The sequence below is a fragment of the Pseudovibrio sp. WM33 genome (assembly GCF_001623165.1).
Lineage (GTDB): Bacteria > Pseudomonadota > Alphaproteobacteria > Rhizobiales > Stappiaceae > Pseudovibrio.
Genome location: NZ_LMCK01000084.1, coordinates 75,972 through 101,038 on the forward strand (window position 1 = coordinate 75,972; position 25,067 = coordinate 101,038).

Genomic DNA, 25,067 nt, shown 5'->3' on the forward strand with positions numbered 1-25,067 from the left:
GAAAGCCTCAGCCGCTAAAAATGCGGCGCAGGTGACTCCCCCGTTCGCGTCATACCCAGAATGATGCGATTACGGTTACAATTCTGTAAATACGATAAGGCAGATTGCAAAAATATTGTTTTTATCCGTTTTTTGTTTGTGGCTACGCCCCTGTCTTTTCATGATATTGCAGCGCAAAATAAAAGTTGACAAAATTTGTGCAGCGCATAATATCGCTGCGTAAGTTTAGAAATGTGGCGTTTGCTCCCCAAGAGACAAAAACCTAATCATCGAAATACCGGCGCCGCCCAATTGATGAGGTAATTTTCATGGTCACAGGATTTGAGAATATGCAGAAGCTTGGAAAAGATAACATGGACGTAGCTATGCAAAGCTTCGGCGCGTTTTCCAAGGGCATGCAGGCGATCTCTGCTGAGGTTGCGGACTACTCTAAGAAGTCAATGGAAGAGAGCAGCGCAGCAATGGAGAAAGTTGTTGGCGCCAAGTCTCTTGATAAGGCTATGGAAGCTCAGGCAGATTTTGCCAAAGTGAGCTACGAAAGCATGGTCGGTCAGGCAACTAAAATCGGCGAAATGTACGCTGAGATCGCTAAGGACGCTTATAAGCCCTATGAGGGTATGCTGTCTAAAGCTGCCAAGTAATCTACTGGCATAATTGAGATTGAAAGCCCGAGGTGCGTTAGCGCTTCGGGCTTTTTGGTTTTGCGTGTTTTAAATAGATTGCCCTGGTTGTTTCCATTTTCAGACAACCTATCTCTCTTCTTCAAGGCCCTCTCAAAACATTGTGATTCAGTATCCTGAATTCTGGCGGGCGTGTTTGGGTCCGCAGAATGGCCCGAATATGCTCATCTTACGTTGGGAGCAGGGTTTAACCCTTCGGATAGTCTGAGTGTTTTCTCTTCTTATTGGTTTGCATTTTCCAGTTTGCTTGGGGAATAATCAGTACTAACAATGAAAGAGAAGGCTTCGCGTGTCCTGAATGTCTGCAATTGATTGATCTGGCAGGTACATTCGGGAGGCTGCTGATGCCGCCGGGTGCGGGGCGTTGGCGCCAGCAAGTCTGTAAACCAGAGCGAAAAGACAGCGCAGATGCTGTAGCGAGAGTGTGAATGAGAGACCAGCGACAGGCAATGAGTGTTCTCAGGGGAGATAATCTTATGCTTACGGTGTATAATGAAACAGAAAATGAAACGCTGTTTGATTTTTCTGGAGTTGTTGGTGTGCCCTATGAAAATGCATATCCCTTGAATTCGCAGGGGGTACGTTTAAATACTATAAAGTCCTCTGCGTTATACATGGAGGGACAAAGAGAACAAATGAGCAGCGATTTCGACCTGGATAATGACGATGATGGCGGGACGATAACCGTTACCAAACCTAAGCCAAAAACAAAAAGGCCCAGTTTGTATCGCGTGTTGTTGCTCAATGATGATTTTACGCCGATGGAGTTCGTGATCCACGTTGTGGAGCGGTTCTTTCATAAGGATCGTGAAGATGCGACGCAGATTATGCTCCATGTCCATCATCATGGCGTAGGGGAGTGTGGAGTCTTCACCTATGAAGTGGCCGAGACAAAGGTCACACAAGTTATGGATTTCGCCCGAAAACACCAACATCCATTGCAATGTGTAATGGAGAAAAAGTAATAGGGGGCGCCTGTGCCGTCATTTTCTCGCAGTCTGGAGAAAGCTCTCCATCAAGCTTTGGCGTTTGCTAATGAGCGCCATCAGGAATATGCGACCCTGGAGCATCTGCTGCTTTCATTGATTGATGATCAGGATGCTGCTGCGGTGATGCGTGCATGCAATGTGGACCTCGATCAACTGCGAAAAAGCATTGTCGAATATATTGATACTGAACTAGAGAACCTCGTCGTTGACGGGGATGATGATTCAAAACCAACCGCCGGTTTCCAGCGTGTCATTCAACGCGCTGTCATTCATGTTCAATCATCCGGGCGTGAAGAAGTGACTGGTGCCAACGTTCTTGTCGCCATTTTTGCTGAGCGTGAAAGCCATGCTGCTTACTTCCTGCAAGAGCAGGAAATGACACGGTACGACGCTGTCAATTATATCTCCCATGGTATTGCAAAACGGGCTGGCTTGTCTGAACCACGTCGGGTACGTGGTGCTGAAGAAGAATCCGATAGTGGCGCTGACCCTAATGTGAGCATGCCGCAACCTCCATCTGGTGGTTCTTCTGACCAAACAAAGCGGAAAACAGAAGCTCTTGAGGCTTATTGTCAGAATCTCAATGACAAAGCGTTTTCCGGTAAAATTGATCCGCTAATCGGGCGTGAGAAAGAAATTTCGCGGACCATTCAGATCCTGTGTCGCCGTGCCAAGAACAATCCGCTTTATGTGGGTGATCCGGGTGTTGGTAAAACAGCGATCGCTGAAGGGCTTGCGCGCCGTATCGTTGTTGGTGACGTGCCTGAGGTGCTGAAAAACGCGACGATTTTTGCGCTGGATATGGGATCTCTGCTTGCAGGTACTCGTTATCGCGGTGATTTTGAGGAACGTCTGAAGCAGGTCGTCAAGGAAATCGAAGATTATCCGGGCGCGATCATGTTTATTGACGAGATCCACACCGTGATTGGTGCGGGTGCAACTTCAGGCGGTGCGATGGATGCATCTAATCTGCTGAAGCCTGCGCTGGCATCCGGTACGATCCGTTGTATCGGTTCCACCACATATAAAGAGTATCGCCAGTTCTTTGAAAAGGACCGCGCACTGGTGCGTCGCTTCCAGAAAGTGGATGTGAACGAGCCAACCATTCCAGATGCAATTGAAATCCTGAAAGGGCTGAAGCCTTACTTTGAGGACTTCCATAACATCAAATACACCAATGATGCGATTAAGGCGGCCGTCGAGTTGTCCTCTCGCTACCTTGCTGACCGGAAGCTTCCGGATAAAGCGATTGATGTGATTGATGAGTCTGGTGCTTCGCAAATGTTGCTGCCAGAGGGCAAACGTCGCAAGACAATCGGCCTGAAGGAAATTGAAGCAACCATTGCGACCATGGCGCGGATTCCGCCGAAGTCTGTTTCCAAGGATGATGCAGCAGTTCTGTCCAACCTTAAGGATAGTCTGAAGCGCGTTGTTTATGGTCAGGACCCGGCGATTGAAGCGTTGTCTGCGTCCATCAAACTGGCCCGTGCAGGCCTGCGTGAACCGGATAAGCCAATTGGTTCTTATCTGTTCTCCGGACCAACCGGTGTTGGTAAGACGGAAGTTGCGCGCCAGCTGGCATCGACACTGGGTGTTGAGCTGACCCGATTTGATATGTCAGAGTACATGGAACGTCATACGGTTTCTCGCCTGATTGGTGCCCCTCCAGGTTACGTGGGCTTTGATCAGGGTGGCTTGCTGACGGACGCTGTTGACCAGCATCCGCACTGTGTGCTGCTTCTGGATGAAATCGAGAAGGCTCATCCTGATCTGTTCAACATTCTGTTGCAGGTTATGGATCACGGTAAGCTGACGGACCACAATGGTAAGTCTGTCGATTTCCGCAATGTGATCCTGATCATGACCACCAACGCTGGTGCGGCTGATCTGGCGAAAGCTCCTATGGGCTTCAATCGCATTGACCGTGATGGCGATGATATGGATGCAATAAACAAGATGTTCACTCCGGAGTTCCGGAACCGTCTTGATGCGATCATTCCGTTCGCAAATCTGGATAGTGACGTTATTCATCGTGTGGTTGAGAAGTTCGTTATGCAGCTGGAAGCTCAGCTTGCAGAGCGTAACGTGACCTTTGAACTGACACCTGAAGCTGTGGCCTGGCTATCTGAGAAAGGCTACGACCGATTGATGGGAGCCCGACCGCTGGGCCGCGTCATTCAGGAGCACATCAAGAAGCCGCTGGCTGATGAGGTTCTGTTTGGCAAACTTCAGAAGGGCGGGACTGTTAAGGTCTCCGTTTCTGAGGACCTTGAAGGGCTGCTTCTTGAGAGTGTTGAGGATCGTCCGACACCTAAGGCGAAGGCTGCCAAGAAAAAGCCGGTTGCCAAAGGCAAGGGTAAGTCTGTTGTTCCAAAAACGGGCCGGGGTGCTGATGCCACCAAGCGTGGTGATGTTCCTGGTATTCCGATTGCGGATTAAAGCACTGATAGTTGAGAAAAAGCCGGAGCATCTGCTCCGGCTTTTTTGTATGGTGGAGCTACGTAGTCTTGTGTAGGTTTGTTTATGCAGCTTCAATAGATTGCGTTTCTTCTTCCCCAAAGGCTCTTCTTTCTCGTGAGCCTCCGAGTTCTTAAATGACCAGTTCAGACATGGATATTGACGAAGGAGTGGATCCTTCGGAATTTGAGGGAGGTGCCTATTGGTTCCGCCAAGGAGCTAAGGGCGCGTTTTGCCTCCCGACACTTATTTTGATGATGGCTTTTGTGGGGTTTACTTCGCTGGCCCGCGAAGTTGGGCTCACGCTTACAGAAGTGCTTTTGATGAGCCTGTTTATGTGGGCGTTGCCAAGCATTGTTGTTTTGACGGGTGCTATGAGTGCCGGGGCTGGATTGATCTCCGCTGCGATTGCGGTTGCTCTTTCCGCTGTGCGCTTGATGCCGATGACCGTGGCGTTGATGCCTGTTCTGCGCGATGGGAAGCGAACTAAGACGTGGCACATGCTGATTGTGTCCCACTTCGTGGCTGTGACGGCGTGGGTGTTTGCCATGCGCAACCTGCCAAGCATGCCAAGGGCGGCGCGTTTGCCCTTCTTTGCCGGGTTTGGGTCCACAGTGCATTTTGTGGTGCTGTGTTCGACCGCGTTGTCTTACATGGTGCTTCCAGCGGTAGAAGGTCCGATTGCGGCTGGTCTGGTTTTGCTGACACCGATCTACTTCATGTTTTCCATGTATCAGGCTTCTCGTACGAGTGGTGATAAGGCCGCGCTCATTTTGGGTCTCATTCTCGGGCCTGTCTTCTATCACTTCTTTCCGGGTGCTGATTTGCTGCTGACCGGATTTGTGGGGGGCACAGTTGCCTTTGTAGGCTGGTTGTTTGCAACACGGAGGGCCGAGCTGTGAGTGAGGTTTATGGCAGCTGGTGGTGGCCTTATGTGATGATCCTTGTTGCAGGCTTTCTGGCGACAGAGTGCTGGCGCTGGATTGGTGTGTTTGCCTCCGGCAAGCTGCGAGAGGACAGTCTTTTGTTCGCATGGGTGCGGGCTGTTGCGACGGCGTTGATTGCTGGCATCATCGCGCGATTGGTTTTGTTTCCTGAAGGTGTGCTGGGCGACGTGCCTGTATGGCTGCGTCTTGCTGCGGTGGCTAGTGGCGTTGTTGGATACAAGCTTCTTAACGACCGGCTGATGGCCGGGATTATCTCAGCTGAGTTTGTGCTGATTGGTGGCTGGGCCTTTTTGATTTAACGGATCTTGCTAAGCTTGATCGCACGCATTGCTGATCATTGTTTCTCGCTCTAACGTAAGTTAGCGACTGGGGAGCTGACGATGACTTATATTGCATTGAATGAGCAGACGATTTGCGACGAGCATATCTGCTGTGCAATCTCGGACAAAAAATGTGCGCAGGGCTACCAGTTGAAGAAGGACTGGCTGAGCCAGCAATTCTCTTCAGGCTATCAATTTATCCGGTTGGATGAGCGCGCAAAGGTGTTCATTGAATTTGGTCCGGCGGAAGCTGGCTGGGCGCCTGTGGTTGCGCCTGGACACCTGCTGGTGAACTGTTTTTGGGTTTCCGGCAAATACAAAGGGCAGGGTCATGGCAAGGCGTTGCTGGCCAAGGCCATAGAGGCTGCGCGTGAGGCTGGAGCAACGGGGCTGGTGACAATTGCTGGCGCTAAGAAGGTGCCCTTCCTCTCAGATGGTAAATGGTTCAAGCGGCAAGGCTTTGAGGTCTGCGATACCTCGCCGGATGGTATCGAGCTGTTGCGGCTTGGTGTTGATGGACAGACTGGTTCTGCATCGTTTTCTGAAGCCGCTCAAAAAGGTGCTGGACCTAATGAGGAGGGGCTGGTTGCATACTATTCCAATCGCTGTCCGTTCACGGATCATCATGTGATGCAGAACCTGAAAGAGACTGCCCAGAAGCGTGGGTTACCGCTCAAGATCGTTCATCTGGATACACTGGAAAAGGCGCAGAGGGCGCCGACACCTGCCACGATTTTCTCGCTGTATTGGAGCGGGAAGTTTGTGACGACGGACGTGAGCGTTTGCATGGATTCCCGCTTCGATAAGATCATGCAAAAAGCACTGAATGAGAAAGTGTCTATCGAACCTGTCTGATCATTTCAGATGAATCGAAATTCTGGGTGCCTTGAAAATTTGATTCAAGCGTGCAGGCTAGTGCGTTGTAATTAGATTCAAAATTGCAGATCAGGAAGGTCGGTCGTTTCAAGTGAATCGACTTTTCCTCGCGCAGTCTGGTGGGAATGCGCGAGGTTGTTTCATTTGAAATGATCAGGAATGAGCCGCAACAGCTGCGCGAATTTTCTCTGCGTTTGCTTTGAGCTTTTCACCGTCTTCCATCTCGCCAGTGTGTGGGCGTAGAGAGATGCCCTCGGTGCGTGGGATGACGTGAAAGTGGGTATGAAACACCATTTGTCCGCCAGCGCCTTCGTTGAACTGGTGGATGGTGATGCCGTCCGCAGCAAAGGCTTGCTTGAGGATGCGGGCCATCTTCTGGGCCGTCTTTGCGACAGCTGCAAGGTCAGCTTCTTCAATGTCGAGGATGTTGCGGGAACCGTTTTTAGGCAGAACCAGCACATGGCCATCAGCGCGTGGCATGATGTCCATGATTACAATTGTATTTTCGTTCTCAAAGACCTTCTCGGAAGGCAGTTCGCCGCGTAAAATTTTGGCGAAGATGTTGTGTTCATCATATGCGGAGCTGGTCATTACAGGATCCTCAGTGGTCTCAAAAATGTTTGGGCCCATACATATCGCGATTCACGGCGGAATTCCCAATAAGAAATATGTGTTGCGATCTGGTAGGTGTTGAGAACCTGAATGGACTTAAGAAACTGATTCAAGTTTGGTGAGATTTGTGAGTCTCTTCAGAGTCTTGAGGTGGTGTCTTAATGTGGGTTCTAGGAGCCCTGCTGGCGAAACGGTCCGTGTTCCGACAGGATTTTCTGTTCATGCAGAACGGCTTGGCGCTCCTGATCCAGATAGTGTGCGACTGCATTCCTTAACGAAGGGTGTGCAATCCAATGGGCGGAATAGGTGAGGTTGGGCATGTAGCCGCGTGCCAGTTTGTGGCTTCCTTGTGCACCTGCCTCAACACGTTGAAGGCCGCGCGACAACGCAAACTCAATGGCTTGGTAATAGCAAATCTCGAAATGCAGGCAGGGGTGGTTCTCGATGCAACCCCAGTTGCGACCATACAGGGTGTTGCCGCCGATCATGTTAAGCGCGCCAGCAATATAGCGGCCATTGCGCTTTGCCATGATGAGCAAAGTATGATCCGCCAGTCTTTCGCTGAGGAGCGAGAAGAACTCCCGGTTGAGATAAGGCGAGCCCCATTTGCGATTGCCTGTGTCCACGTAAAACTCAAAGAACGCGTCCCAGTGGCTTTCCTGTAAATCGGGGCCAGTGATCCATTCGACTTCGATATCGTTCTCCTGCGCGGTCTTACGCTCCTTACGGATGCTTTTGCGCTTGCGGGAGGATAGGACCTCCAGAAACTCGGAGAAATCGCTGTAGCCGTTGTTCTCCCAATGGAACTGCTGGTCTGTGCGTAACAGGAAGCCTTCGTCGCCCAGTTCCTTCCACTCCTGCTCAGTGAGGAAGGTGAGATGAGCTGATGAGCCTTCGATGCGTGTTGCCAGCTCTTTCAGGCCTGTGGTGAGGATCTTGACCGTTTCTGGCCGGTTGGCCTCTGGTGAGATTAAGAGGCGACGTCCCGGTACTGGCGTGAACGGAATGGAGCATTGCAGTTTAGGATAATAGTTTCCGCCTGCACGCTGAAAGGCCTCAGCCCATGCATAGTCGAAAACGTACTCTCCCTGACTGTGGCTTTTGGCATAGGTCGGGATCGCTGCGAGGGGCTTGCCGTCTTGTTCCCACCATATGTGCTGTGGGATCCAGCCTGCATCCCATCCTACACATCCGCTTTCTTCCAGCGCTTGTAAAAAAGCGTGTGAAAGCATTGGGTTAAATTCGGAAACTTGAGAAGTTGATTCAGTTTTCAAGTCTGGTGTGGATTGGATTATTTCAGGTGAATCGATCCAATCCTGTTGATCGTAAAGGATCGGCGGTGTGCCGGGATTTGCCAGTGCGTCCCAGTCGGTGCTGGGTATCTCATCTAATGATGAGAGAACTTTCAGAATTGGTGATGGTGGTACTGGCAAATCAATAGGTCCTAGAGTGGATCTTCGTCTGGATTGAAGCCTTCAAAGACGATCTGGTCTGCGTGCTTGGCTGCATTAAGACGATCTTCTTTGGTTCTAACGGTCCATGTCATGACAGGCAGGCCATAGAACTCACGCAGGAAGCTTGGACCATCTGCTGGCAGATCTTTTACGAAGAAAGAGACGAAGTGCGGGTCTGTGCCTGCCATGTGCACCATCCAGGAGATTTTCTCGATCTCGTGTTCTGTCAGGTGCAGGTGATCGTTCTCGCTCAGGGTGGTCATGGAGATGCAGCCGCGCGGGATTTGCGGAGCGACATCCTTCATGGTCCGAAGCATCTTCGGGTCAAAGGATTTTATTGCTGCCGGACCTTTATAATCGCTGAGGATTTTGGCAATGGTTTTAATGAACTCATCCTGACCTTCTGCAAGGTTCAGGGTTTTGATTTCAATAACCAGCGGCACCTTGCCGTCGACCAGATCGAGCAGCTCTTGCAGGGTCCACATTGGATCAGTGGAGCCTCGCATGGAGAGGTTGCGCAGGTCAGCCAGATCGAAGTCGATGACTTTGCCTTCGCTGTGTGTCAGGCGCTCAAGGTTTGGATCGTGGAATACGATGACCTGACCGTCTTTGGTTTCCTGCAGATCGACTTCAATGGCGAAGTTGTTTTCGACAGCAGCTTTGACCGCAGATGGGGTGTTTTCAAGAATGCCTGCTTCTTTGTTATGGAAGCCACGGTGAGCGATCGGGCGAGCGGTGAGCCAGGATAGATCTTGCATGGATTATTCGAACTTGCTTCTTCAATAAATGGGAGATGTTCTGAGGATCAGAGCAGAATTAGTCGGCAACTTCAAAAATTGCTTCGATCTCAACAGCTGCATTGAATGGCAGAGCTCCAGCGCTGACGGCAGAGCGCGCGTGACGGCCAGCATCACCTAGGGCGGCAACCATGAAGTCTGATGCACCGTTGATGACTTTTGGCTGGTCGCCGAAGTCGCCATTGGAATTGACGAAGCCAACAATTTTCACAAGACGTACCACTTTAGACAGATCGCCAGTGGCAGCTTTTGCCTGTGCCAGCAGATTGATTGCGCAAAGACGTGCTGCTTCCACACCATCTTCAATGCTCAGGTCAGCGCCAACCTTACCGGTTTTTGCGATTTTGTCATCTTGCATTGGTAGCTGGCCGGAGATGAAAAGCTGGTTTCCGGTTTTTACGAAAGGCACATAATTGGCAGCAGGAGCAGCGGCTTCCGGCAGTGTGACGCCAAGCTTCTCAAGATTCTGCTTGATTGTATCAGACATTCGTTTTCCCTCCGGTCGGAATGATCTTTTGCAATAAGTGATGCAAATCCACGAAAACTCAAGAGTTTATCTCTTCACGAAGCCGTGGTCTGCAAGGTGAGGCGCAGACTCACATTAGAATCACTATGGTTGCAAGGGTGCATGGGGCGTTGTCTACGTGGGAAACGTGTATCTAATTTGAAAGATTTACCCTAGCACTGATTTCCTTGGCGGAATGTTTGCGTTGGCGGTGGCGTTTATGCACTCTTCAACGATGGAAGAGAGGCATGCCCACGTGTCTTTTGTTCCGACATGATCGGAGGTTTTATGCTGAAACTACGCTTGGGACATTGTCTTTGCGGGATTGCAGGTTCTTCCCTCACTTTGAGTTCTCTTCTGCTTCCCTCGTTGAGCAGTGCCGCCGATCTTCAGCCTCACAAAGCCGTTTACGACATGAGATTGTCGAGTGCCCAAAATGGAGCGGACATCTCTGATGTGAACGGGCGTATGGTCTATGAGCTATCCGGTTCTGTTTGTGATGGATTTACTGTGGACCTGCGCTTTGTGGTGATGAGTGTTGATGACGAGGGACAGGAGACGATCACGGACCTGCGCAGTACCTATTTTGAATCGCCGGACAATTCTCAACTTTCGTTTGCCTACAAAACCTTCATCGATGATTTTCTGGCGGAACAGGCACAAGGCACTGCGGAGCATCAAAGTTCCAAAGTGGACGTGGATTTGAGCGGGCCGGATGAGAAGAAGCTGAGCTTTGATGGTTCCATCATGTTCCCGCTGCAGCATCTGCACAGCGTGATTGATGGCGCTGCGGGTGGGCAACACTTTATGGTTTCCAAGTTGTATGATGGCAGTGTCACCGGTGAGCAGTTGTTTGAGGCAACCACCGTTGTTGGTCGCAAACTGGCTGATCCATTGTCTCAGCGCTCTGATCAGCTTTCCTTGCCGAACGCACTAGGAGATGCAGATGCCTGGCCGGTTTCTATTGCCTACTTCAACTTAAGCGATGGTGCGCGCGGTGAACGGATGCCGGATTACCAGTTACGGACAGTACTTCATGAAAATGGGGTCTCCAGAAGCATGAACCTGAATTATGGGGTGTTTGAACTGGAAGGTGCTTTGGTTGAGTTGGACCTGAAGCCTATGGTGCATGTCAGTACTTGCGGAAGCTCAGTGGTGCTTGAAGAGGAAGTGAGTGCACCGTTTGCAGGGGCGATCAAGAAAGAGCAGTTGCGTTAGTTCAACGCTTGCTGGGTGCTTTTATGGAGCGGCCAAGAGAGACGACTGAGCTGTCTTTAAATTTTCCGCGCAAGGCATCCATTGCCCGTTCTGCTTTGGCTCGTTTTTCCGCCTGCTCGTCCAGCAGGTCTTCCGGGTCGGCCTGATCTGCCGGACCTAAATCTCCAATCCCTACGCCAATGAGACGGAACCGCATTTTGCCGTCAGCCACGTTGTGCAGCAGATCGTCTGCTGTGCGGAAGATCTTGTCGGCCAACTGGGTGGGATCGTGCAGCATGCGCGAACGGGTGATGGTTTTGAAGTCGGCTGTCTTGAGTTTCAGCGTGACGGACCTGCCGGATTTTTCTGCCTTTTTGGTGCGGTAGGAGACCTTTTCAGTCAGCGTCCAAAGGCTTTTTGAGAGCTGAGTGACGTCAGAGACATCTGTGTTGAATGTGGTTTCGCCGCTGATGCTTTTTGCGCCTCTGTTTGAGGAGACGTGCCGGTCATCCTCTCCCTGACACAACTTCGCGAGGCGAAGGCCCATGGCGCCGTATTTGCGGGCAAGGTCTGTCGGGTCTTTGAGTTGTAGCTGGCCGATGGTTTTGATGCCGTCCCGTTCCAACTTGCCCTGAAATACCTTGCCTACGCCCCAGATGACACTGGTTGGTTGTTTGGCGAGGAATTCTTTCTTCTCCGCATCGCCAATGACAGAAAAGCCACGGGGCTTGTCCAAGTCTGAGGCGATTTTGGCGAGGAACTTGTTGGGGGCGAGGCCGACGGAGACTGAGAGCCTGAATTCTGTCTGGATCTTGTTCACTAACTGGACGAGTAGTTCAGCTGGTGTCGCGCCATGAAGTCTCTGTGTGCCGGAGAGGTCCAGGAAGGCCTCATCAATGGACAGGGGTTCGACAAGTGGGGTGAGTTTTTCCATCTCTTCGCGAATTTGGCGGCCAACGTGAGAATACAGATCCATGCGCGGTTTGATAACAACGGCATCCGGGCAGGCATCAAGAGCTTTGAACATAGGCATGGCAGAGCGCACGCCGTAAATGCGGGCGATGTAACACGCTGCGGAGACAACGCCGCGTTGGCCACCGCCGACAATGACAGGGCGATCTGCCAGCTCTGGGTTCTCACGCTTTTCGACGGAGGCATAAAACGCGTCACAGTCGATATGCGCGATTTCGAGTGTATCCAGTTCTGCGTGGGCAAGGATGCGCGGGCTGCCGCATTTGGGGCAGCGCGTCAGGTCTGCCCGAAACCTGTGTGTACAGTCTCTGCAGAGTGCTTTTAGAGGTGCTGTGGCCTCAGTTGCCATGGAAACCAGGCCTTGGGTTGTTTTCGGATGTCAGATGCTGGGTCTGTAGCATGACCTAGTCCTCAATCTCCCAGGAAATTCGCGCACCAGCCACATAAAACACTGATTTGCGCATCTGGTCTTTGTCCCATTCCTCGATGGTCCAGTCTTTTGAATTGACGGGATCAAAGTTCAGGAAAAACTTGTCTTGCAAAAACATGCCGACAATGGGGTGTTTGATCGTGGTGTAAGTCCCGCCGCCCGGTTCATGGAGATTGAACTCCAGGCTCTCTTCGATCCTGATCCTCAGCTTGCTGATGGCACCTTGCGGAGAGGTTGCTGGGCGTTGGGAGTCTCGTGCTGCAAACTCCAGAAGCATGGAGCCAGGGCCACCGGATACCCCAGAGGTGATGAACAGGGCACTTTGCAATATCGCTCCGCTTAAATGTCCGAAACGCTCCAGAAAATACTGGAGGGTCGTGCTTGAAAGTTGTTCCACGCTTGGATTCTCTGGTTTTGTGAAAGGTTCACTTACAGCTGTGAGCTTACCTTACCGCAGCGACCAGCAGATTTTCAATAAAATCGCCTGTTTCTTTCCAGCAATTGCTCTTTAGGGCAACGTTGGGCAGATCTCCAGCGGTTGCGAAGAAGCGTGAATCGGCAATGAAATGTACGAGCTGAACGTGAGGGGTGCTTTTGCCGACGGAGATAATATTGGTCGGACTGTCGTCAATGAAAATGACTGGGTGATGCCCCCGTTCGGCGCACAGAGCGGCGACAGCTCCGCCTTTTGGGCCTTCGTTGGTGACAAGCGGGTAGTCCATACCAAGGCGTGTGAGAAGATTTTCGCGGGCGGATTTGTTGTGGCTGCCGGGCAGATTGGTCAGGATGACGATGTCGCAGAGCTTTGACAGGCGCTCAAGCTGTTCAGCTGCATGCGGGACGGCTTCCTGTTTGCCGACTTCGCTTTCGAAGAAGTTATGAATGACTGCCATGCAAGCATCGTCTGTCAGATTTTCACCTGTTTGCGTGTAGACCATGTTTGCCTTGAGGCGGTAGGCGGTTTCCTTGAAGGAAATGCCATGATCTTTCATGAAACGCTCAAGGTGCGGGATGAACTGCAGTAGGACTTCGTCCACGTCGCAGATGAGAAGCGGGTGGTCGCGTTTTTCTATCTCTTTGATTTGCTGCAATGCGCTTGCGTTTGCGGTCTCAATGTTGGGCAAGGAAATCTACGCCTCCAGCAAGTTTAAGATGGGCAGCAGCAATCATGGTTGGGCGAACGCCGACACTTTCTGTGTAGGCGAGCAGTAGTTGCTCGTCCTGCATCAGGAATTCAAGGACGCCTGCCAGGAAGCCCGGCTCGGCTGCCGCATCGCGAATCTCTTGAGGCCCGATCCCGGCTAAAGACAGGAAGCGACCGAGCTGTTCAGGCTCGCTGCCAAGAAATGTAAGGGCACCAATTGCAATTTCCTGTGCAGTATCTTCGGTCAAACTGCCGGTTTTGCCTAAATTCATTGGTGTTTGCCTTTCTGAAACGAATCCGAATTAACTATGTAGCAGGAAATTTAGTGTGGGACTTGTCCCAATGCCAGTCGTAACGCGGCTGCACCACACCTTTATTTATGGCTAAACCATTTTTGGGGCGGCATTCTGTGCAGGACTGAACTGATGCAAAAGACCGTGCTGATTGTTGAAGACAACGAACTCAACATGAAGCTGTTTAACGATCTGCTTGAAGCTCATGGATACGCGACCTTGCAATGTCGCAATGGCATGGAAGCGCTTGAGCTCGCTCGTGCACATAAGCCGGATCTGATCCTGATGGATATCCAGCTGCCTGAAGTTTCAGGGCTTGAAGTGACCAAATGGATCAAAGAGGATGATGACTTAAAGATCATTCCTGTGATCGCGGTGACTGCTTTTGCCATGAAGGGGGACGAGGAGCGCATTCGCCAGGGCGGGTGTGAGGCTTACATTTCCAAACCAATCTCTGTTGGCAGCTTCCTGGAGACGGTCTCAGGGTTCCTGAAGGATACATAATACAACCGTGATTAGTTGTGATTGTGGTTAATTGGTAAATTGTGCTCAGCTAGAAGTTGTGGATTTGCCAATCCTCAGAAAGCAAAGCTTTAGTAATCTGTTTGATCTTACCAGTTTTCATTGAGTGAAAGACTCTCATCAAAAGTCGTAGGTCTTTGAAACTAGATGAAATCACCGAGTGAGTCTTGCGGGAACTGTCGGGTTTCTGTGCGTATGCCTCTTGATAATCGACGGTTTCTTTCCTTTTGTTGTGTATAGGTGAAGAATCCCCTCCATTTTCAGGAGCGCAATTAGCTTAAAGCTTTACTAAAGTCGTAAATGTTGCGATGGTGATATACGAAATCATCAGCTTCATGAAATTATTGACTGCAAAATTGCAGTATTGGCCTTTGGTTGATTGAATAAGCCCCGGCAATACTGCTTCATAGTTTCCCTACGGAGCGCTCAGGTCCGCCGCATCTCCTGGGTCCGTGGGGTTGGCCGGCGAGTAAGCGGGTTCTGAGTGGCCTCCTCGTGTCATCCGGTTCTCGCCGGCCACCACTTCTTCCAAATCTCTAAGGGTTGACGCTCGCAAGCATATGCTTGTGCATCTGGCGCTGTTTGCGCTGGATTCTGTACGTCAATGCCAGAGTTGGTGTGCGGAGAGGTTGCCTGAGGCGTGTAACCGGTGTGATGGGTCATTCAGTCTGGGCAGTTTTCTTATGTGTCAAAGTGATCGTGATGGTCAGTTCTCATTGAATTTGAAGCGGAATTGACCGTGTTGAGTGGACTATACTCAGTCGACTTCCTCTTGTGTGAGGAAATGTTGTCTACCCCTAACAATTGAGTGGTTCAGGCTCGCAGGCGGGTTGTCATCGGAGGGTTAAGTTAGCGATTCTTACTTGCGTTTGAGTGCTGTGAGGGTGCGCTCTTGAGTATGCATACAAAAAAGGCGCTTGCAGATTGCAAACGCCTTTTTTGAAAATTCAGATGAAGCCAAGACTTACTTGATCTTGGTTTCCTTGAACTCAACGTGCTTCTTTACGACTGGGTCGTATTTACGCTTCACCATTTTTTCGGTCATGGTGCGGGAGTTCTTTTTGGTCACGTAGAAGTAGCCGGTGTCCGCAGTGGACTGCAGCTTGATCTTAATGGTGGTCGCCTTGGCCATCGCTAAGGATCCTGTCTGTTTTCGGCCTTTTTAAGAAGTGGCCGGTTGTTTTGTTTGTCCCGGTGGCACCCTCACACCTTCGCTTCGGGTAGGGTGCGCTTCCGGGGAAACTTTGGGAATTCAGCGCGCACATTACTAATCACAGGGCTAAAGTCAAGATGCATTAGGGCGCTGAGCCGAGTCTTGTCCCCCTTATCAGGCATATAATTACATATGCGCCCAAGAATCCTGCAAATACCAGTGGTAGTCCGTCCGCACCCCACGCGGAAAGAGCAAGTCCGGTGCTGGCAGGGCCCACCAACTGGCCAACGGAATACATGAGAACGAAGGCTGCATTGGCGGAAGCCAGGTTAGCCCCATCAAAGCGCGCACCAAGGTGTGTGAGGCCAACTGTATAAAGCCCGGCCACGACGCCGCCCCAGACAAAGAGAAGAGCACAGATGCCATAAAAACTGCCGGAGAGCGGGATCATAAGTAGTGCGCCGATCACACCAAAAGCTCCGCAATAGATCAGCAGGTGACGGCGGTTCATGCGATCAGAGAGCAGCCCCAGTGGGATCTGGAGTACCATGTTGCCGGCAGCCATTGCAGAGACGAGCAGGGTCGCAGTTTGCGCTGTCAGGCCAATCTTGAGGCCGAACAAAGGAAGCAATGATATGCCTGATTGTTCCACAGCTCCGAAGACAAATCCGGCGAATGTGGCAGCTGGGGCTATCCACAAAAATGCATAGAGCTTTGAGGTTGCTTCACTTTCGATTCTCGGCGCAGCGTTGAAGCCGATCAACACAGGTAAGGCTGCAATAATGATGCCTGCGCTTGCCAGCAAGAATGGGAGTGCGCCTGTTGTGCCCGCAAATGCAAGTACCAGAGGCCCTGAGGCAAAGCCAAGCGCCAGCACAGTGGCGTAAACGCCCATGAGGAAGCCTCTGTGCTTTGAAGGTGCCAGTGCGTTGATCCAGAACTCGGAGAGGATGAAGGCAGAGGTTGTTGCGCCGTGGAATAGCAGACGGAGTGGAAACCATGCCCAGAAGTTTTCAAACACAAAAAAGAAGGGCAGGGAGAAGCCAGCGACCAACAGGCTGATCAGGAGCGCCTGGGGTGTGCCCAGTTTGCGTGCAAGGTATGGGCCGACTGGAGTCGCAACAATGGAGGCAACGCCGGAGAATGCGGTGTTGATGCCGATCCATGTGTCGCTGACACCGCGATACTCAAGCGTGAGTGCAAGCAGAGGCAGGCTTGCGGACAGGGAAAGGCCAACAGCTGTGATCGCCGCGATAGCCGCAATGATGCCGCGAATCTGTTTCGGTGAGAGGGAATTGGCTAAAGTGCCCGATGTCTGAAGCATTTACACAACTGCGTTTCAAGCTCGTTACGAGCAGGTGCTTTCGTCCATTTTGCGCTTATATACATTCACGCGTCATGTTCTAAAGCCGTGTTTCATGCGTGTTCTTGTCCGAAAAACAGATCTGCTTTCGGGGAAACGCTCTAAATGCTTCTATCAGGAAAAGTGCAAGGCGCAACACATAGTATCGTGGCGATATATGTTTGTTGCGCCTTGGATAATCAGAATTAAATTTCTTCGCGCGCGAAGCCGTCGTTCTTCCAGTAGTAATATGGCACGGGGCCATCTGGAGAAAGATCCGGGTCTTTGGCAAGGCGATTTTCAAGATCTGTCAGGACAGCCAGAGTGATGCGTGGCAAGTCCAGCTTTTTGCACTGCTCAATTGGCAGCCACTGGAGCTCTTCCAGCTCTTCTGTTGGTCCAATGCCGGTTTCCAGCTTGTGCGCAATCTGGTCCGCCCAAACAGCGAAGAAACGTGCATCAAAGCGACGGGTCCTGCCTGGAGGGGTGATTGCACGGGCAACGTAGCGAAGTGGCTCAAGATCCGGCAGGATGCCCAGTTCGTCAAAAGCTTCAAAGCCCGGACCAGCTGGTTCGCTTTCGCCTTCGGTTTTGCGGCCAACAAACAGGCCTGCCTCCTCGTAGGTTTCGCGAATGGCAGCAATTGCCAGCGCACGCAGGCGGCTTTCAGTCTTGATCTGCTTTTTGTCGTAGTTGAGTTTGGCGAGAACATCTGGATGATAGTCGCGCACATATCTTACGCGGCTGTCTTCAGAATCGACACGGCCACCTGGGAACACGAATTTGCCAGGCATGAACTTGTGCGCCATGTGACGCTTGCCCATCAACAGATGCAGGGAGCCATCGTCCTTGCGATCCAGAATAAGCAGTGTGGAGGCGTCTTTTGGCCTCAAAGGCTGAGCGGCCGGGTTGTTGTTTTCTTCCGCTCGCTCAACTTTGACTTCTTTCGTCAGGTCTTCCGTGGACATTCCTTACCTCTGATTGGCGCGTGTTGGGCCAAAACTAGGTGCTTTGCCGGCAGTTGCAAAGCCATCCATACGTAGTGCCCATTGCAAACCAACCAAGGCGCCCTTGATTGGGCGCAGGAGAGACAGAGACATGATGATGGTTAAAGGCAGCCAGACGGCCATGTGGAGCCACATAGGCGGCACGTAGGCCATCTCTACCCACATGGCCAGCGCAACGACGACGTGACCAACGATAAAGATAGTGAAATAGGGCGGAGCATCATCTGCGCGGTGGTGGTGAAGTTCTTCACCACAGTTGTCGCAGGACTGTTTCACGCTCAAGTAACCGTCGAAGACAGAGCCAATGCCACAGGAAGGGCATTTGCAGCGCATGCCACGCAGCACCGCTTCTCCGGTATTCCGATCTTGATGGGTATTCATTTATACCTGCCTTTTCCGTCCCGTAAATGCAGGGGAGCGCACGTTCTTTTTATGTACGCTTCCGCTTATTTCCGTTTTTTGACCGGCGTAAACCTTTTGGCTTGCTGTTGTTTCTTGCTTGCCAACCCTTGTGCTTAGCAACCCGTCCCGCTGCTTCGCCCTTGGATTTGCCTTTTGTGAGCATTTCAAACCGTAAAGAGCCCGCAAATGGGGCGGCTTCCACCAGTTTGACCTGCACTGCGTCACCAAGTTGGTAGGTTTCACCAGTTGCTCTGCCCACGAGGGCATGAGCCGATTCTACATATTCGTAGTAATCCATACCAATGGTAGATGCAGGAATGAAGCCGTCTGCGCCATTTTGTAGCAGTTTGACGAACAGGCCAGATTTGGTCACTCCGGCAATTCGCCCAGAGAATTCAGCCCCAATTCTCTCGCAAAGGTACAGGGCAATCAGTCGGTCAATGGTTTCGCGTTCAGCTAGCATTGCCCGTCGTTCTGCCGCAGAAATCTCTGCTGCAATGGCAGGTAGCTTCTCTTCGATGCCGTATGGCAAGCCATCATCCCCGAGGCCGAGTGCACGAATGAGTGCGCGGTGCACTATCAAATCTGCATAGCGGCGAATAGGGGATGTGAAGTGTGCATAACGTCGGAGGTTCAAGCCGAAGTGTCCGATGTTCTCGGCATTGTACTCCGCTTGTGCCTGCGAACGCAGCACGACCTCTGACACCATGGTTGCGCTTGCAGTGTCTTTGAACTTGTCGAGAATGTTGTTGAACACAGAAGGACGCAGGCCGCCAATGTGAGGCAGTTTGACGTCTAGCGTGGAGAGGAAGTCTCTCAGATTCTCCAGCTTTTCCGGTGTCGACGCATCGTGCACACGATAGAGCAGGGCAGAGTTGCGCTTCTCAAGCTCTTCTGCGGCTGCAACGTTCGCCTGGATCATGCACTCTTCGATGAGTTTGTGCGCATCCAATCGGTCAGGAACGACGATCTGGTCAACCGTGCCATCTTCTTTCAGCAGAATACGGCGTTCCGGGATGTCGAGTTCCAGCGGCTGGCGTTTGTCTCGGCCACGCTTTAGGATCTCATAGGCAGCCCACAATGGCTCAAGAACCGGTTCCAGCAGCGGGCCGGTTTTGTCGTCTGTCACGCCTTCAATGGCTTTTTGGGCCTGTTGATAGGAGAGCTTAGCCGCGCTGCGCATGATGACGCGATGGAACGAGTGGGATGTTTTCTTGCCGTTCTTGTCAAAGACCATCCGAGTTGCGATGGATGGGCGGTCTTCGTTCTCGCGCAAGGAGCACAGATTGTTAGAGATGCGCTCAGGCAGCATCGGGATTACGCGGTCAGGGAAATAGACTGAGTTGCCGCGCAACAGTGCTTCCTTATCCATAGGGGAGCCCGGTGTGACATAGGCTGCGACGTCTGCAATTGCGACGTAAACGATGCAGCCGCCTTCATTCTCCGGGCTGTTGTCCAACTGAGCATAGATCGCATCATCATGGTCTTTTGCTGTCGCAGGGTCGATGGTGAGGAGCGGGATGTCACGCCAATCTTCACGGCCCTTGTGGCCAACAGGCTTGATGTTTTCCGATTCAGCAATGACAGCTCCTGGGAACTCATTACGAATACCCTGTGTGTGCAATGCGATTTCGGAGACAGCCATTTCTGAGGTTGTGGACCCAAAGCGTTTGACGATGCGGCCACGCGGTGTGCCGTATCGTCCGACTTTGTGGACTTCGATCTTTACGAGGTCACCGTCTTCAGATTCCATCAGCTCGCGCGGATCCAGGTCGACAGCGCGTTGTTTGCGGTCAACTGGTTCCAGAGTTGCTGCTTTGGTTGCTTTGTTGATGCGCAGGATGCCAAGGACGTCGGTGTCCTGGTTCTCCAGACGCTTCATCACGCGCACGACGTGTTTGGCTTCGGGCGATCCATCCTGATCGTCCAGCAGTTTCACAAGGGCGCGGTCGCCGATGCCTGGGACGGGGTTGAATTTGTTTTTGTTCTTTTGCGACAAGACGAGAACGTTCGGTGGCTCTCCATGCTCTTCATCCCAGTTCATCGGGATGCCGAGGAGCTCACCGTCAGCAGTTCTGCTCGTGATTTTTACAACAAAGACAGGAGGAAGATCGCCTGGACGCAACATGCGTTTCCGGCGTTTTTCGAGATGACCAGCTTCAGTCAAATCTCTCAGCATTCGTTTGAGGGGGATGCGCGCGGCGCCGACGATACCAAAATGGCGGGCGATTTCGCGTTTACCAGCTTTGCCGGGATTGTCGGCAATAAACTTCAGAATGTCTTCGCGGGATGGCATTTCTGCCGGTCCCTTGTGTCTTTTTTCAGTGGCCTTTTTTCGGCTCAATGTATCTCATCCAGTGCGGCTTTTATGCCGCGAAAAGGGGCTCCCGATGAACGGAAGCCCTTATGTTTCGTTGTCCGGAGAGTAACGGGGGATCTTAATCCTTCTTCGCGTTGATCAGCTCGATTGCCTGTTCGCGGGTTACCGTCTCCGGGTCTGTTCCTTTTGGCAGGGAGGTGAACTCCTTGCCCCATTTGATCCGAACGCCGAGGCGGCCACTGTCGCGCAGCTCCATCGCTCCACCATCCGGATGATCGCCAAGTTCTTTCAGTGCCCCTTTGGGCGCTGCTTTCTTGGCCGTTGTTTTCTTTGCAGCTGCCTTTTTGGTAGGCGCTTTCTTCTTACCTTTTGTTGCTGCCTTAGCGTTTACAAGCTCTGTTGCCTGTTCCAACGTGACAGCTTCTGGTGCAACGTCCTTTGGAAGGGTTGCGTTGATCTTTTCCCATTTTACGTAGGGGCCATACCGACCGCTGTATACGTTGATGGCGCCGCCATCGGGGTGGTCACCCAGTTCTTTGAGTGGTTTTGCGGCAGCTCCGCGGCCTCCGCCCTTGGCACGCTTTTCAGCAAGCAGGGTTACGGCGCGGTTGATGCCGACGGAGAAGACTTCGTCCGGGCTGTCCAGATTGGCATAGGTGCCATCATGTAGCACGAACGGTCCAAAACGGCCCAGGCCTGCGGAAATGGTCTTGCCATCTTCTGGATGGGTGCCAACTTCACGTGGCAAGGAAAGCAACTGAAGGGCTTTCTCCAGATCCAGATCAGCAGTGCTCCAGCCACGTGGCAGGGACGAGCGCTTTGGTTTAGCTTCTTCACCTAGCTGTACATATGGGCCGAAACGGCCTGTGCGCAAGGAGACTTCCAAACCGGTTTCCGGATCAATGCCCAAAACCTGAGGTCCGTCTGCTGCTGCGCCCGCATCAGATGTACCGCCTGAGGTGAGCTGACGTGTATAATCACAATGTGGCGGATTTTCGTTTGGTTCTTTGCCGTCTTTCTTGTTTTTGTTGTAGTTGGAACAACCAACAAACGCGCCGAATTTGGAGACTTTCAATGACAAGCGACCGGTTTCACATTTCGGGCACTTGCGTGGATCAGAGCCATCTTCCTTGTCTGGGAAGACGTGTGCTTTGAGGGTTTCATTCAGGGCATCCAACACTTCCGTGTTGGAGCGCTTAATCACCTCATCACAAATTTCGTGGAACGGGTTCCAGAAGTCACGCAAGACGGCCTTCCATTCCAGATCGCCAGCTGAGATCTTGTCGAGCTGGTCTTCAAGGCTTGCAGTGAAGTCATACTCCACATAGCGATTGAAGAAGTCTTCAAGGAATGCAATTACCAGACGACCTTTGTCCTGTGGGATCAGGCGTTTCTTGTCCAGATCTACGTATTCGCGATCGCGCAGAGTTTGCAGCGTTGCGGCGTAGGTGGACGGGCGACCAATCCCCAGCTCTTCCATCTTCTTCACCAGTGTTGCTTCGGTGAAGCGTGGTGGAGGTTCTGTGAAGTGTTGGTTGGCTTCAATGCCTTTGCGGCCGAGGCTGTCGCCCTTCGTCATTGGCGGCAGGCGTTTGCTTTCCTCGTCTTCCTCATCATCTTTACCTTCCTGATAAAGGGTGAGGAAGCCATCGAAACGGACAACAGAGCCAGATGCGCGCAGGGCAGCTTTCTTGGCGCCGTTTGCAGCTTCGATATCAACAGTGGTGCGCTCCAGTACAGCAGATTCCATCTGAGAGGCGATGGTACGCTTCCAGACCAGCTCGTAAAGGCGTGCGCCGTCCTCGTCGAGGAACTTTGCCATGTCCCGTGGGTGACGGGACAAGTCAGTCGGGCGGATCGCTTCGTGCGCTTCCTGAGCGTTTTTGGCTTTGGAGGTATACACCCGTGGCTTTTCAGGAACGTACTCGTCCCCATAACGGGAGCCGATAACGGCGCGCGCGCTTTGAATTGCTTCCGGAGCGATCTGCACACCATCGGTACGCATATAGGTGATCAAACCAGTGGTTTCACCGCCGATGTTCGCGCCTTCATAAAGCTTTTGCGCAACCTGCATGGTGCGTGCTGCTGCAAAGCCGAGCTTACGGGAAGCTTCCTGCTGAAGGGTAGAGGTGGTGAATGGTGCGTATGGATTACGTCGTTGTGGCTTGCTCTCAACATTGCTGACAGAGAAGCTCGCACCTTCAAGCATCTGCTTGATCGCTGTGGCTTCCTGCTCGTTCTTAATGTCGAGGCGCGTAATCTTCTGACCGTCAAAATTAGTGATGCGTGCCTGAACCGGCGCGTTTTCCGGTGTGTTTAGGTTTGCCAGAATGGACCAGTATTCCTGAGAGAGGAATGTCTCGATCTCGTTCTCGCGCTGACACACAAGGCGCAGCGCAACGGATTGCACGCGGCCTGCGGAGCGGGCACCTGGCAGCTTGCGCCATAAAACCGGAGAGAGCGTAAAGCCCACGAGATAGTCGAGTGCACGACGAGCCAGATACGCGTCGACAAGCGGCACATCCAGTTCGCGCGGATTTTTCATTGCTTCCAGAATGGAATTCTTGGTGATCGCGTTGAATACCACGCGCTCGACCTTCTTATCCTTCAGGACGCGTTTCTTTTTCAAAACTTCCAAGACGTGCCAAGAAATGGCCTCTCCTTCGCGGTCGGGGTCAGTTGCGAGAATAAGGCGGTCAGCCTCCTTCACCGCGTTGGCGATATCCGACAGGCGCTTTTGAGATTTGGAATCGACAGACCAAGACATGGCAAAGTCGTCGTCCGGCAGCACGGAGCCGTCCTTTGGAGGCAGGTCGCGCACATGGCCGTAGGACGCCAGAACTATATAGTCCTTGCCCAGATATTTATTGATGGTCTTGGCTTTCGCCGGTGATTCCACAATGACTACGTTCATTGATTTCCTGGCTTTCGCGTAAATCTCGTCTTGGAATTGATAAATCAAAAACCGTTTTATGAGTCGAACCGACACAATCTCGGATGACTTCGCGGCTGTCAAATGGCCTTTTCAGATCAATTGGTCAAGAGCGGAAAAGCCACTCCCTTAATTTTCCTTGGGTCATATTTTGGTTGCGCTTGCTAATGTAAGCAACCTAAGGTAATGACTTAGCTTGCTGTAACCCTCAGATTGCAAAGCGCTTTTTACCATCTGAGGCTTGTGTCATGGTTGCATAAGAAGGTTAAAAAGCTTGCGTAATTACCCGTTGCCGAAAAATGACAGAACAATCGAAACACGTGACGTAGCAGAGTACTGCGCCAAAATGTGTCGTGAATTGAGTGACATGGCGCGATCGCAGAGGCTCGACCTGCTGAGGTACTTATTGCTTCTGGCTCAAAAAGAAGCGCAAGCTCAATCCAGTGGATTACCGGACCCTGTTGAGATTGAGGACTTGGATCTCAAAAACAACTAAACCGACTAAGACGCAAAATTGTCACGCTCTGTCAGAATGTATCAAAGAAAGCTTGTTGGGTTTGTGCCGCTCCAAGCGTCCGGCCAGTTCGATCTCCAGCAGGATGAGTTGAAGGGTCTGTAAGGTGACACCGGTAAATCGCAGAAGTTCATCCTGATCTATGGGTGTCTCACTCAGTGCATCGATGACGGCCTGTCTGTCCTGTTCTTTGGCATTGAGTGGGTTTGAGGTCTCGTCTGTATCTGCCTGCTCCAATGCTGGCCAGCCCATGGCAGGTTCGTCAATCCCCTGATGAAGTGGCAGGGACATAGAGATTTTGGGTTCCATGATCTCCAGAATATCGTCAGTGGATTGAATGAGTGCAGCGCCTTGCTGGATAAGTTTGTTGGCGCCGACTGACCGGGGATCCAGAGGAGAACCCGGCACGGCCAATATCTCTCGATTTTGCTCCAGCGCATATCGGGCGGTGTGCAGAGATCCCGATTTTTCTGCGGCTTCAATTAAGATAACACCTAATGACATTCCGGAGATTAGGCGGTTGCGGCGGGGGAAATCCCGAGCTCTCGGGTTCCAGCCCATGGGCATTTCGCTGATGGCTGCTCCGTTGGCTGCGATCATCTTTGCAAAAAGCTCCATATTTTCTTTTGGGTAGATGGTGTCGATGCCTCCGGCAAAGGCTGCGATGGTTCCAGACGTGAGAGCGGCCTGATGCGCTGCGCTGTCGATGCCCCGTGCCAGACCTGAGATGATTGTGAAACCTTCTGCAGAAAGGTCTCCAGCCAGTTTTGATGCAAACTTTGCTCCGGCGACCGAACAATTGCGGGCGCCGATGATCGCAAGCGTCTTTTGCGTGCCAGTGAGCTCTTGTTGCAACGGCTCTCGGGCTCGAACCGCGAGAAGAGGTGGGGGTGCATCAATGTGTCTGAGAAGGGGAGGATAGGCGGGCTCGCCCATGGCTATGAGGCGTGCGCCCATTTTATAGAGGGATGCCAATTCGGCTTCGGCCTTGTCCATAGAAAAAAGGCGATAAGTTTTCTTACCGCCTCTTCGGGATAACTCTGGCAGGGCATCAAGTGCCGCTTGTGCTGAGCCAAAATGGTTGAAAAGCTCCCGAAATGTTCTTGGCCCGACATTCTCAGAGCGGATAAGGCGAAGCCACGCAAGCCGCTGGGTGTCACTTAGGTGTGGTGCCCGGCTTTTGGTGGCTGTCTCCATTTACA

23 protein-coding genes are annotated in these 25,067 nt (G+C 52.0%); 8 read left to right on the forward strand and 15 right to left on the reverse strand.

Annotation, left to right across the window (positions count from 1 at the left end):
• The first annotated feature begins 308 nt into the window (after positions 1-308).
• The 6 genes from PsWM33_RS14130 to PsWM33_RS14160 all read left to right on the forward strand — a co-directional run bounded on the left by PsWM33_RS14130 (position 309) and on the right by PsWM33_RS14160 (position 6,248).
• Positions 309-641, forward strand: a complete 333-nt coding sequence (locus PsWM33_RS14130) for a phasin family protein (RefSeq protein ID WP_057463379.1) — start codon at positions 309-311, stop codon at positions 639-641.
• A 674-nt stretch (positions 642-1,315) separates the two neighbouring features.
• Complete coding sequence (gene clpS, locus PsWM33_RS14140; RefSeq protein WP_057463448.1) at positions 1,316-1,645, forward strand: ATP-dependent Clp protease adapter ClpS; 330 nt, start codon at positions 1,316-1,318, stop codon at positions 1,643-1,645.
• A gap of 12 nt (positions 1,646-1,657) precedes the next feature.
• The gene (gene clpA / locus PsWM33_RS14145) at positions 1,658-4,108 is read left to right on the forward strand and encodes an ATP-dependent Clp protease ATP-binding subunit ClpA (protein WP_063300647.1); all 2,451 of its coding nucleotides are present in this window, start codon (positions 1,658-1,660) and stop codon (positions 4,106-4,108) included.
• A gap of 155 nt (positions 4,109-4,263) precedes the next feature.
• A complete protein-coding gene (locus PsWM33_RS14150) occupies positions 4,264-5,028 on the forward strand; it encodes an AzlC family ABC transporter permease (protein ID WP_063300648.1) in 765 nt (254 codons plus the stop codon).
• A complete protein-coding gene (locus tag PsWM33_RS14155; RefSeq protein ID WP_063300649.1) occupies positions 5,025-5,372 on the forward strand; it encodes an AzlD domain-containing protein in 348 nt (115 codons plus the stop codon). The genes PsWM33_RS14150 and PsWM33_RS14155 overlap by 4 nt, the downstream gene beginning before the upstream one ends.
• Positions 5,373-5,453: 81 nt before the next feature.
• Positions 5,454-6,248: a GNAT family N-acetyltransferase gene (locus PsWM33_RS14160; RefSeq protein WP_063300650.1), complete on the forward strand. Its 795-nt coding sequence runs from the start codon at positions 5,454-5,456 to the stop codon at positions 6,246-6,248.
• Positions 6,249-6,422: 174 nt separating this feature from the next.
• Here the strand turns inward: PsWM33_RS14160 and PsWM33_RS14165 are convergent, their stop codons facing one another.
• The 4 genes from PsWM33_RS14165 to PsWM33_RS14180 form a co-directional block, all read right to left on the reverse strand.
• On the reverse strand, positions 6,423-6,860 hold the full coding sequence (locus PsWM33_RS14165) for an HIT family protein (RefSeq protein ID WP_063300684.1): 438 nt from the start codon (positions 6,858-6,860) through the stop codon (positions 6,423-6,425).
• A 191-nt stretch (positions 6,861-7,051) separates the two neighbouring features.
• Positions 7,052-8,314 (reverse strand): GNAT family N-acetyltransferase, encoded by a 1,263-nt coding sequence (locus PsWM33_RS14170; protein ID WP_446737452.1) that lies wholly within the window; start codon positions 8,312-8,314, stop codon positions 7,052-7,054.
• Between the two features lie 11 nt (positions 8,315-8,325).
• Positions 8,326-9,093: a glycerophosphodiester phosphodiesterase family protein gene (locus tag PsWM33_RS14175; protein WP_063300651.1), complete on the reverse strand. Its 768-nt coding sequence runs from the start codon at positions 9,091-9,093 to the stop codon at positions 8,326-8,328.
• Between the two features lie 58 nt (positions 9,094-9,151).
• The gene (locus PsWM33_RS14180) at positions 9,152-9,619 is read right to left on the reverse strand and encodes a RidA family protein (RefSeq protein ID WP_063300652.1); all 468 of its coding nucleotides are present in this window, start codon (positions 9,617-9,619) and stop codon (positions 9,152-9,154) included.
• Between the two features lie 306 nt (positions 9,620-9,925).
• Between PsWM33_RS14180 and PsWM33_RS14185 the strand changes: the two genes are divergently transcribed.
• Positions 9,926-10,855: an EipB family protein gene (locus tag PsWM33_RS14185; RefSeq protein WP_082827015.1), complete on the forward strand. Its 930-nt coding sequence runs from the start codon at positions 9,926-9,928 to the stop codon at positions 10,853-10,855.
• Position 10,856: 1 nt separating this feature from the next.
• Here PsWM33_RS14185 and PsWM33_RS14190 read toward each other — a convergent pair whose 3' ends face one another.
• From PsWM33_RS14190 to PsWM33_RS14205, 4 genes are read right to left on the reverse strand one after another with little or no spacing between them, the layout of a single operon-like run.
• Positions 10,857-12,155 carry a DNA polymerase IV gene (locus PsWM33_RS14190; protein WP_063297882.1) on the reverse strand — a complete coding sequence of 433 codons (1,299 nt, stop codon included), beginning with the start codon at positions 12,153-12,155 and terminating at the stop codon, positions 10,857-10,859.
• A 55-nt stretch (positions 12,156-12,210) separates the two neighbouring features.
• Positions 12,211-12,633, reverse strand: coding sequence for a hypothetical protein (locus tag PsWM33_RS14195; protein WP_063300653.1), 423 nt, complete (start codon positions 12,631-12,633; stop codon positions 12,211-12,213).
• A gap of 46 nt (positions 12,634-12,679) precedes the next feature.
• Positions 12,680-13,360, reverse strand: a complete 681-nt coding sequence (locus PsWM33_RS14200; protein WP_063300654.1) for a hypothetical protein — start codon at positions 13,358-13,360, stop codon at positions 12,680-12,682.
• Positions 13,347-13,652 carry a DUF3572 domain-containing protein gene (locus tag PsWM33_RS14205; RefSeq protein WP_057463369.1) on the reverse strand — a complete coding sequence of 102 codons (306 nt, stop codon included), beginning with the start codon at positions 13,650-13,652 and terminating at the stop codon, positions 13,347-13,349. Before PsWM33_RS14205 ends, PsWM33_RS14200 begins: the two co-directional genes overlap by 14 nt.
• A 153-nt stretch (positions 13,653-13,805) precedes the next feature.
• On the opposite strand from PsWM33_RS14205, the gene PsWM33_RS14210 reads away from it, so the two are divergent.
• Positions 13,806-14,177, forward strand: a complete 372-nt coding sequence (locus PsWM33_RS14210) for a response regulator (protein ID WP_063300655.1) — start codon at positions 13,806-13,808, stop codon at positions 14,175-14,177.
• A 982-nt stretch (positions 14,178-15,159) separates the two neighbouring features.
• On the opposite strand, the gene rpmG is transcribed toward PsWM33_RS14210, so the two are convergent.
• The 7 genes from rpmG to dprA all read right to left on the reverse strand — a co-directional run bounded on the left by rpmG (position 15,160) and on the right by dprA (position 25,062).
• A complete protein-coding gene (rpmG, locus tag PsWM33_RS14215; RefSeq protein ID WP_008552972.1) occupies positions 15,160-15,327 on the reverse strand; it encodes a 50S ribosomal protein L33 in 168 nt (55 codons plus the stop codon).
• A 163-nt stretch (positions 15,328-15,490) separates the two neighbouring features.
• On the reverse strand, positions 15,491-16,672 hold the full coding sequence (locus PsWM33_RS14220; protein ID WP_063300656.1) for an MFS transporter: 1,182 nt from the start codon (positions 16,670-16,672) through the stop codon (positions 15,491-15,493).
• A 224-nt stretch (positions 16,673-16,896) separates the two neighbouring features.
• Positions 16,897-17,658, reverse strand: coding sequence for an NUDIX hydrolase (locus PsWM33_RS14225; RefSeq protein ID WP_063297877.1), 762 nt, complete (start codon positions 17,656-17,658; stop codon positions 16,897-16,899).
• A 3-nt stretch (positions 17,659-17,661) separates the two neighbouring features.
• Complete coding sequence (locus PsWM33_RS14230) at positions 17,662-18,078, reverse strand: DUF983 domain-containing protein (protein WP_057463365.1); 417 nt, start codon at positions 18,076-18,078, stop codon at positions 17,662-17,664.
• Between the two features lie 49 nt (positions 18,079-18,127).
• Positions 18,128-20,395 carry a ribonuclease R gene (rnr, locus tag PsWM33_RS14235; protein ID WP_063300657.1) on the reverse strand — a complete coding sequence of 756 codons (2,268 nt, stop codon included), beginning with the start codon at positions 20,393-20,395 and terminating at the stop codon, positions 18,128-18,130.
• Positions 20,396-20,537: 142 nt separating this feature from the next.
• Positions 20,538-23,333 carry a type I DNA topoisomerase gene (topA, locus tag PsWM33_RS14240; protein ID WP_063297875.1) on the reverse strand — a complete coding sequence of 932 codons (2,796 nt, stop codon included), beginning with the start codon at positions 23,331-23,333 and terminating at the stop codon, positions 20,538-20,540.
• A gap of 535 nt (positions 23,334-23,868) precedes the next feature.
• Entirely contained in the window at positions 23,869-25,062 is a 1,194-nt protein-coding gene (gene dprA / locus PsWM33_RS14245) for a DNA-processing protein DprA (protein WP_063297874.1), read from the reverse strand.
• Between the last annotated feature and the right edge of the window lie 5 nt (positions 25,063-25,067).

Coding starts and splice junctions, on each gene's coding strand:
- PsWM33_RS14130 (WP_057463379.1), top strand. CDS start 309: ATGGTCACAGGATTTGAGAATATGCAGAAGCTTGGAAAAGATAACATG.
- clpS (WP_057463448.1), top strand. CDS start 1,316: ATGAGCAGCGATTTCGACCTGGATAATGACGATGATGGCGGGACGATA.
- PsWM33_RS14150 (WP_063300648.1), top strand. CDS start 4,264: ATGACCAGTTCAGACATGGATATTGACGAAGGAGTGGATCCTTCGGAA.
- PsWM33_RS14160 (WP_063300650.1), top strand. CDS start 5,454: ATGACTTATATTGCATTGAATGAGCAGACGATTTGCGACGAGCATATC.
- PsWM33_RS14165 (WP_063300684.1), bottom strand. CDS start 6,860: ATGACCAGCTCCGCATATGATGAACACAACATCTTCGCCAAAATTTTA.
- PsWM33_RS14175 (WP_063300651.1), bottom strand. CDS start 9,093: ATGCAAGATCTATCCTGGCTCACCGCTCGCCCGATCGCTCACCGTGGC.
- PsWM33_RS14180 (WP_063300652.1), bottom strand. CDS start 9,619: ATGTCTGATACAATCAAGCAGAATCTTGAGAAGCTTGGCGTCACACTG.
- PsWM33_RS14185 (WP_082827015.1), top strand. CDS start 9,926: ATGCTGAAACTACGCTTGGGACATTGTCTTTGCGGGATTGCAGGTTCT.
- PsWM33_RS14190 (WP_063297882.1), bottom strand. CDS start 12,155: ATGGCAACTGAGGCCACAGCACCTCTAAAAGCACTCTGCAGAGACTGT.
- PsWM33_RS14205 (WP_057463369.1), bottom strand. CDS start 13,652: ATGAATTTAGGCAAAACCGGCAGTTTGACCGAAGATACTGCACAGGAA.
- PsWM33_RS14210 (WP_063300655.1), top strand. CDS start 13,806: ATGCAAAAGACCGTGCTGATTGTTGAAGACAACGAACTCAACATGAAG.
- rpmG (WP_008552972.1), bottom strand. CDS start 15,327: ATGGCCAAGGCGACCACCATTAAGATCAAGCTGCAGTCCACTGCGGAC.
- PsWM33_RS14220 (WP_063300656.1), bottom strand. CDS start 16,672: ATGCTTCAGACATCGGGCACTTTAGCCAATTCCCTCTCACCGAAACAG.
- PsWM33_RS14225 (WP_063297877.1), bottom strand. CDS start 17,658: ATGTCCACGGAAGACCTGACGAAAGAAGTCAAAGTTGAGCGAGCGGAA.
- PsWM33_RS14230 (WP_057463365.1), bottom strand. CDS start 18,078: ATGAATACCCATCAAGATCGGAATACCGGAGAAGCGGTGCTGCGTGGC.
- rnr (WP_063300657.1), bottom strand. CDS start 20,395: ATGCCATCCCGCGAAGACATTCTGAAGTTTATTGCCGACAATCCCGGC.
- topA (WP_063297875.1), bottom strand. CDS start 23,333: ATGAACGTAGTCATTGTGGAATCACCGGCGAAAGCCAAGACCATCAAT.
- dprA (WP_063297874.1), bottom strand. CDS start 25,062: ATGGAGACAGCCACCAAAAGCCGGGCACCACACCTAAGTGACACCCAG.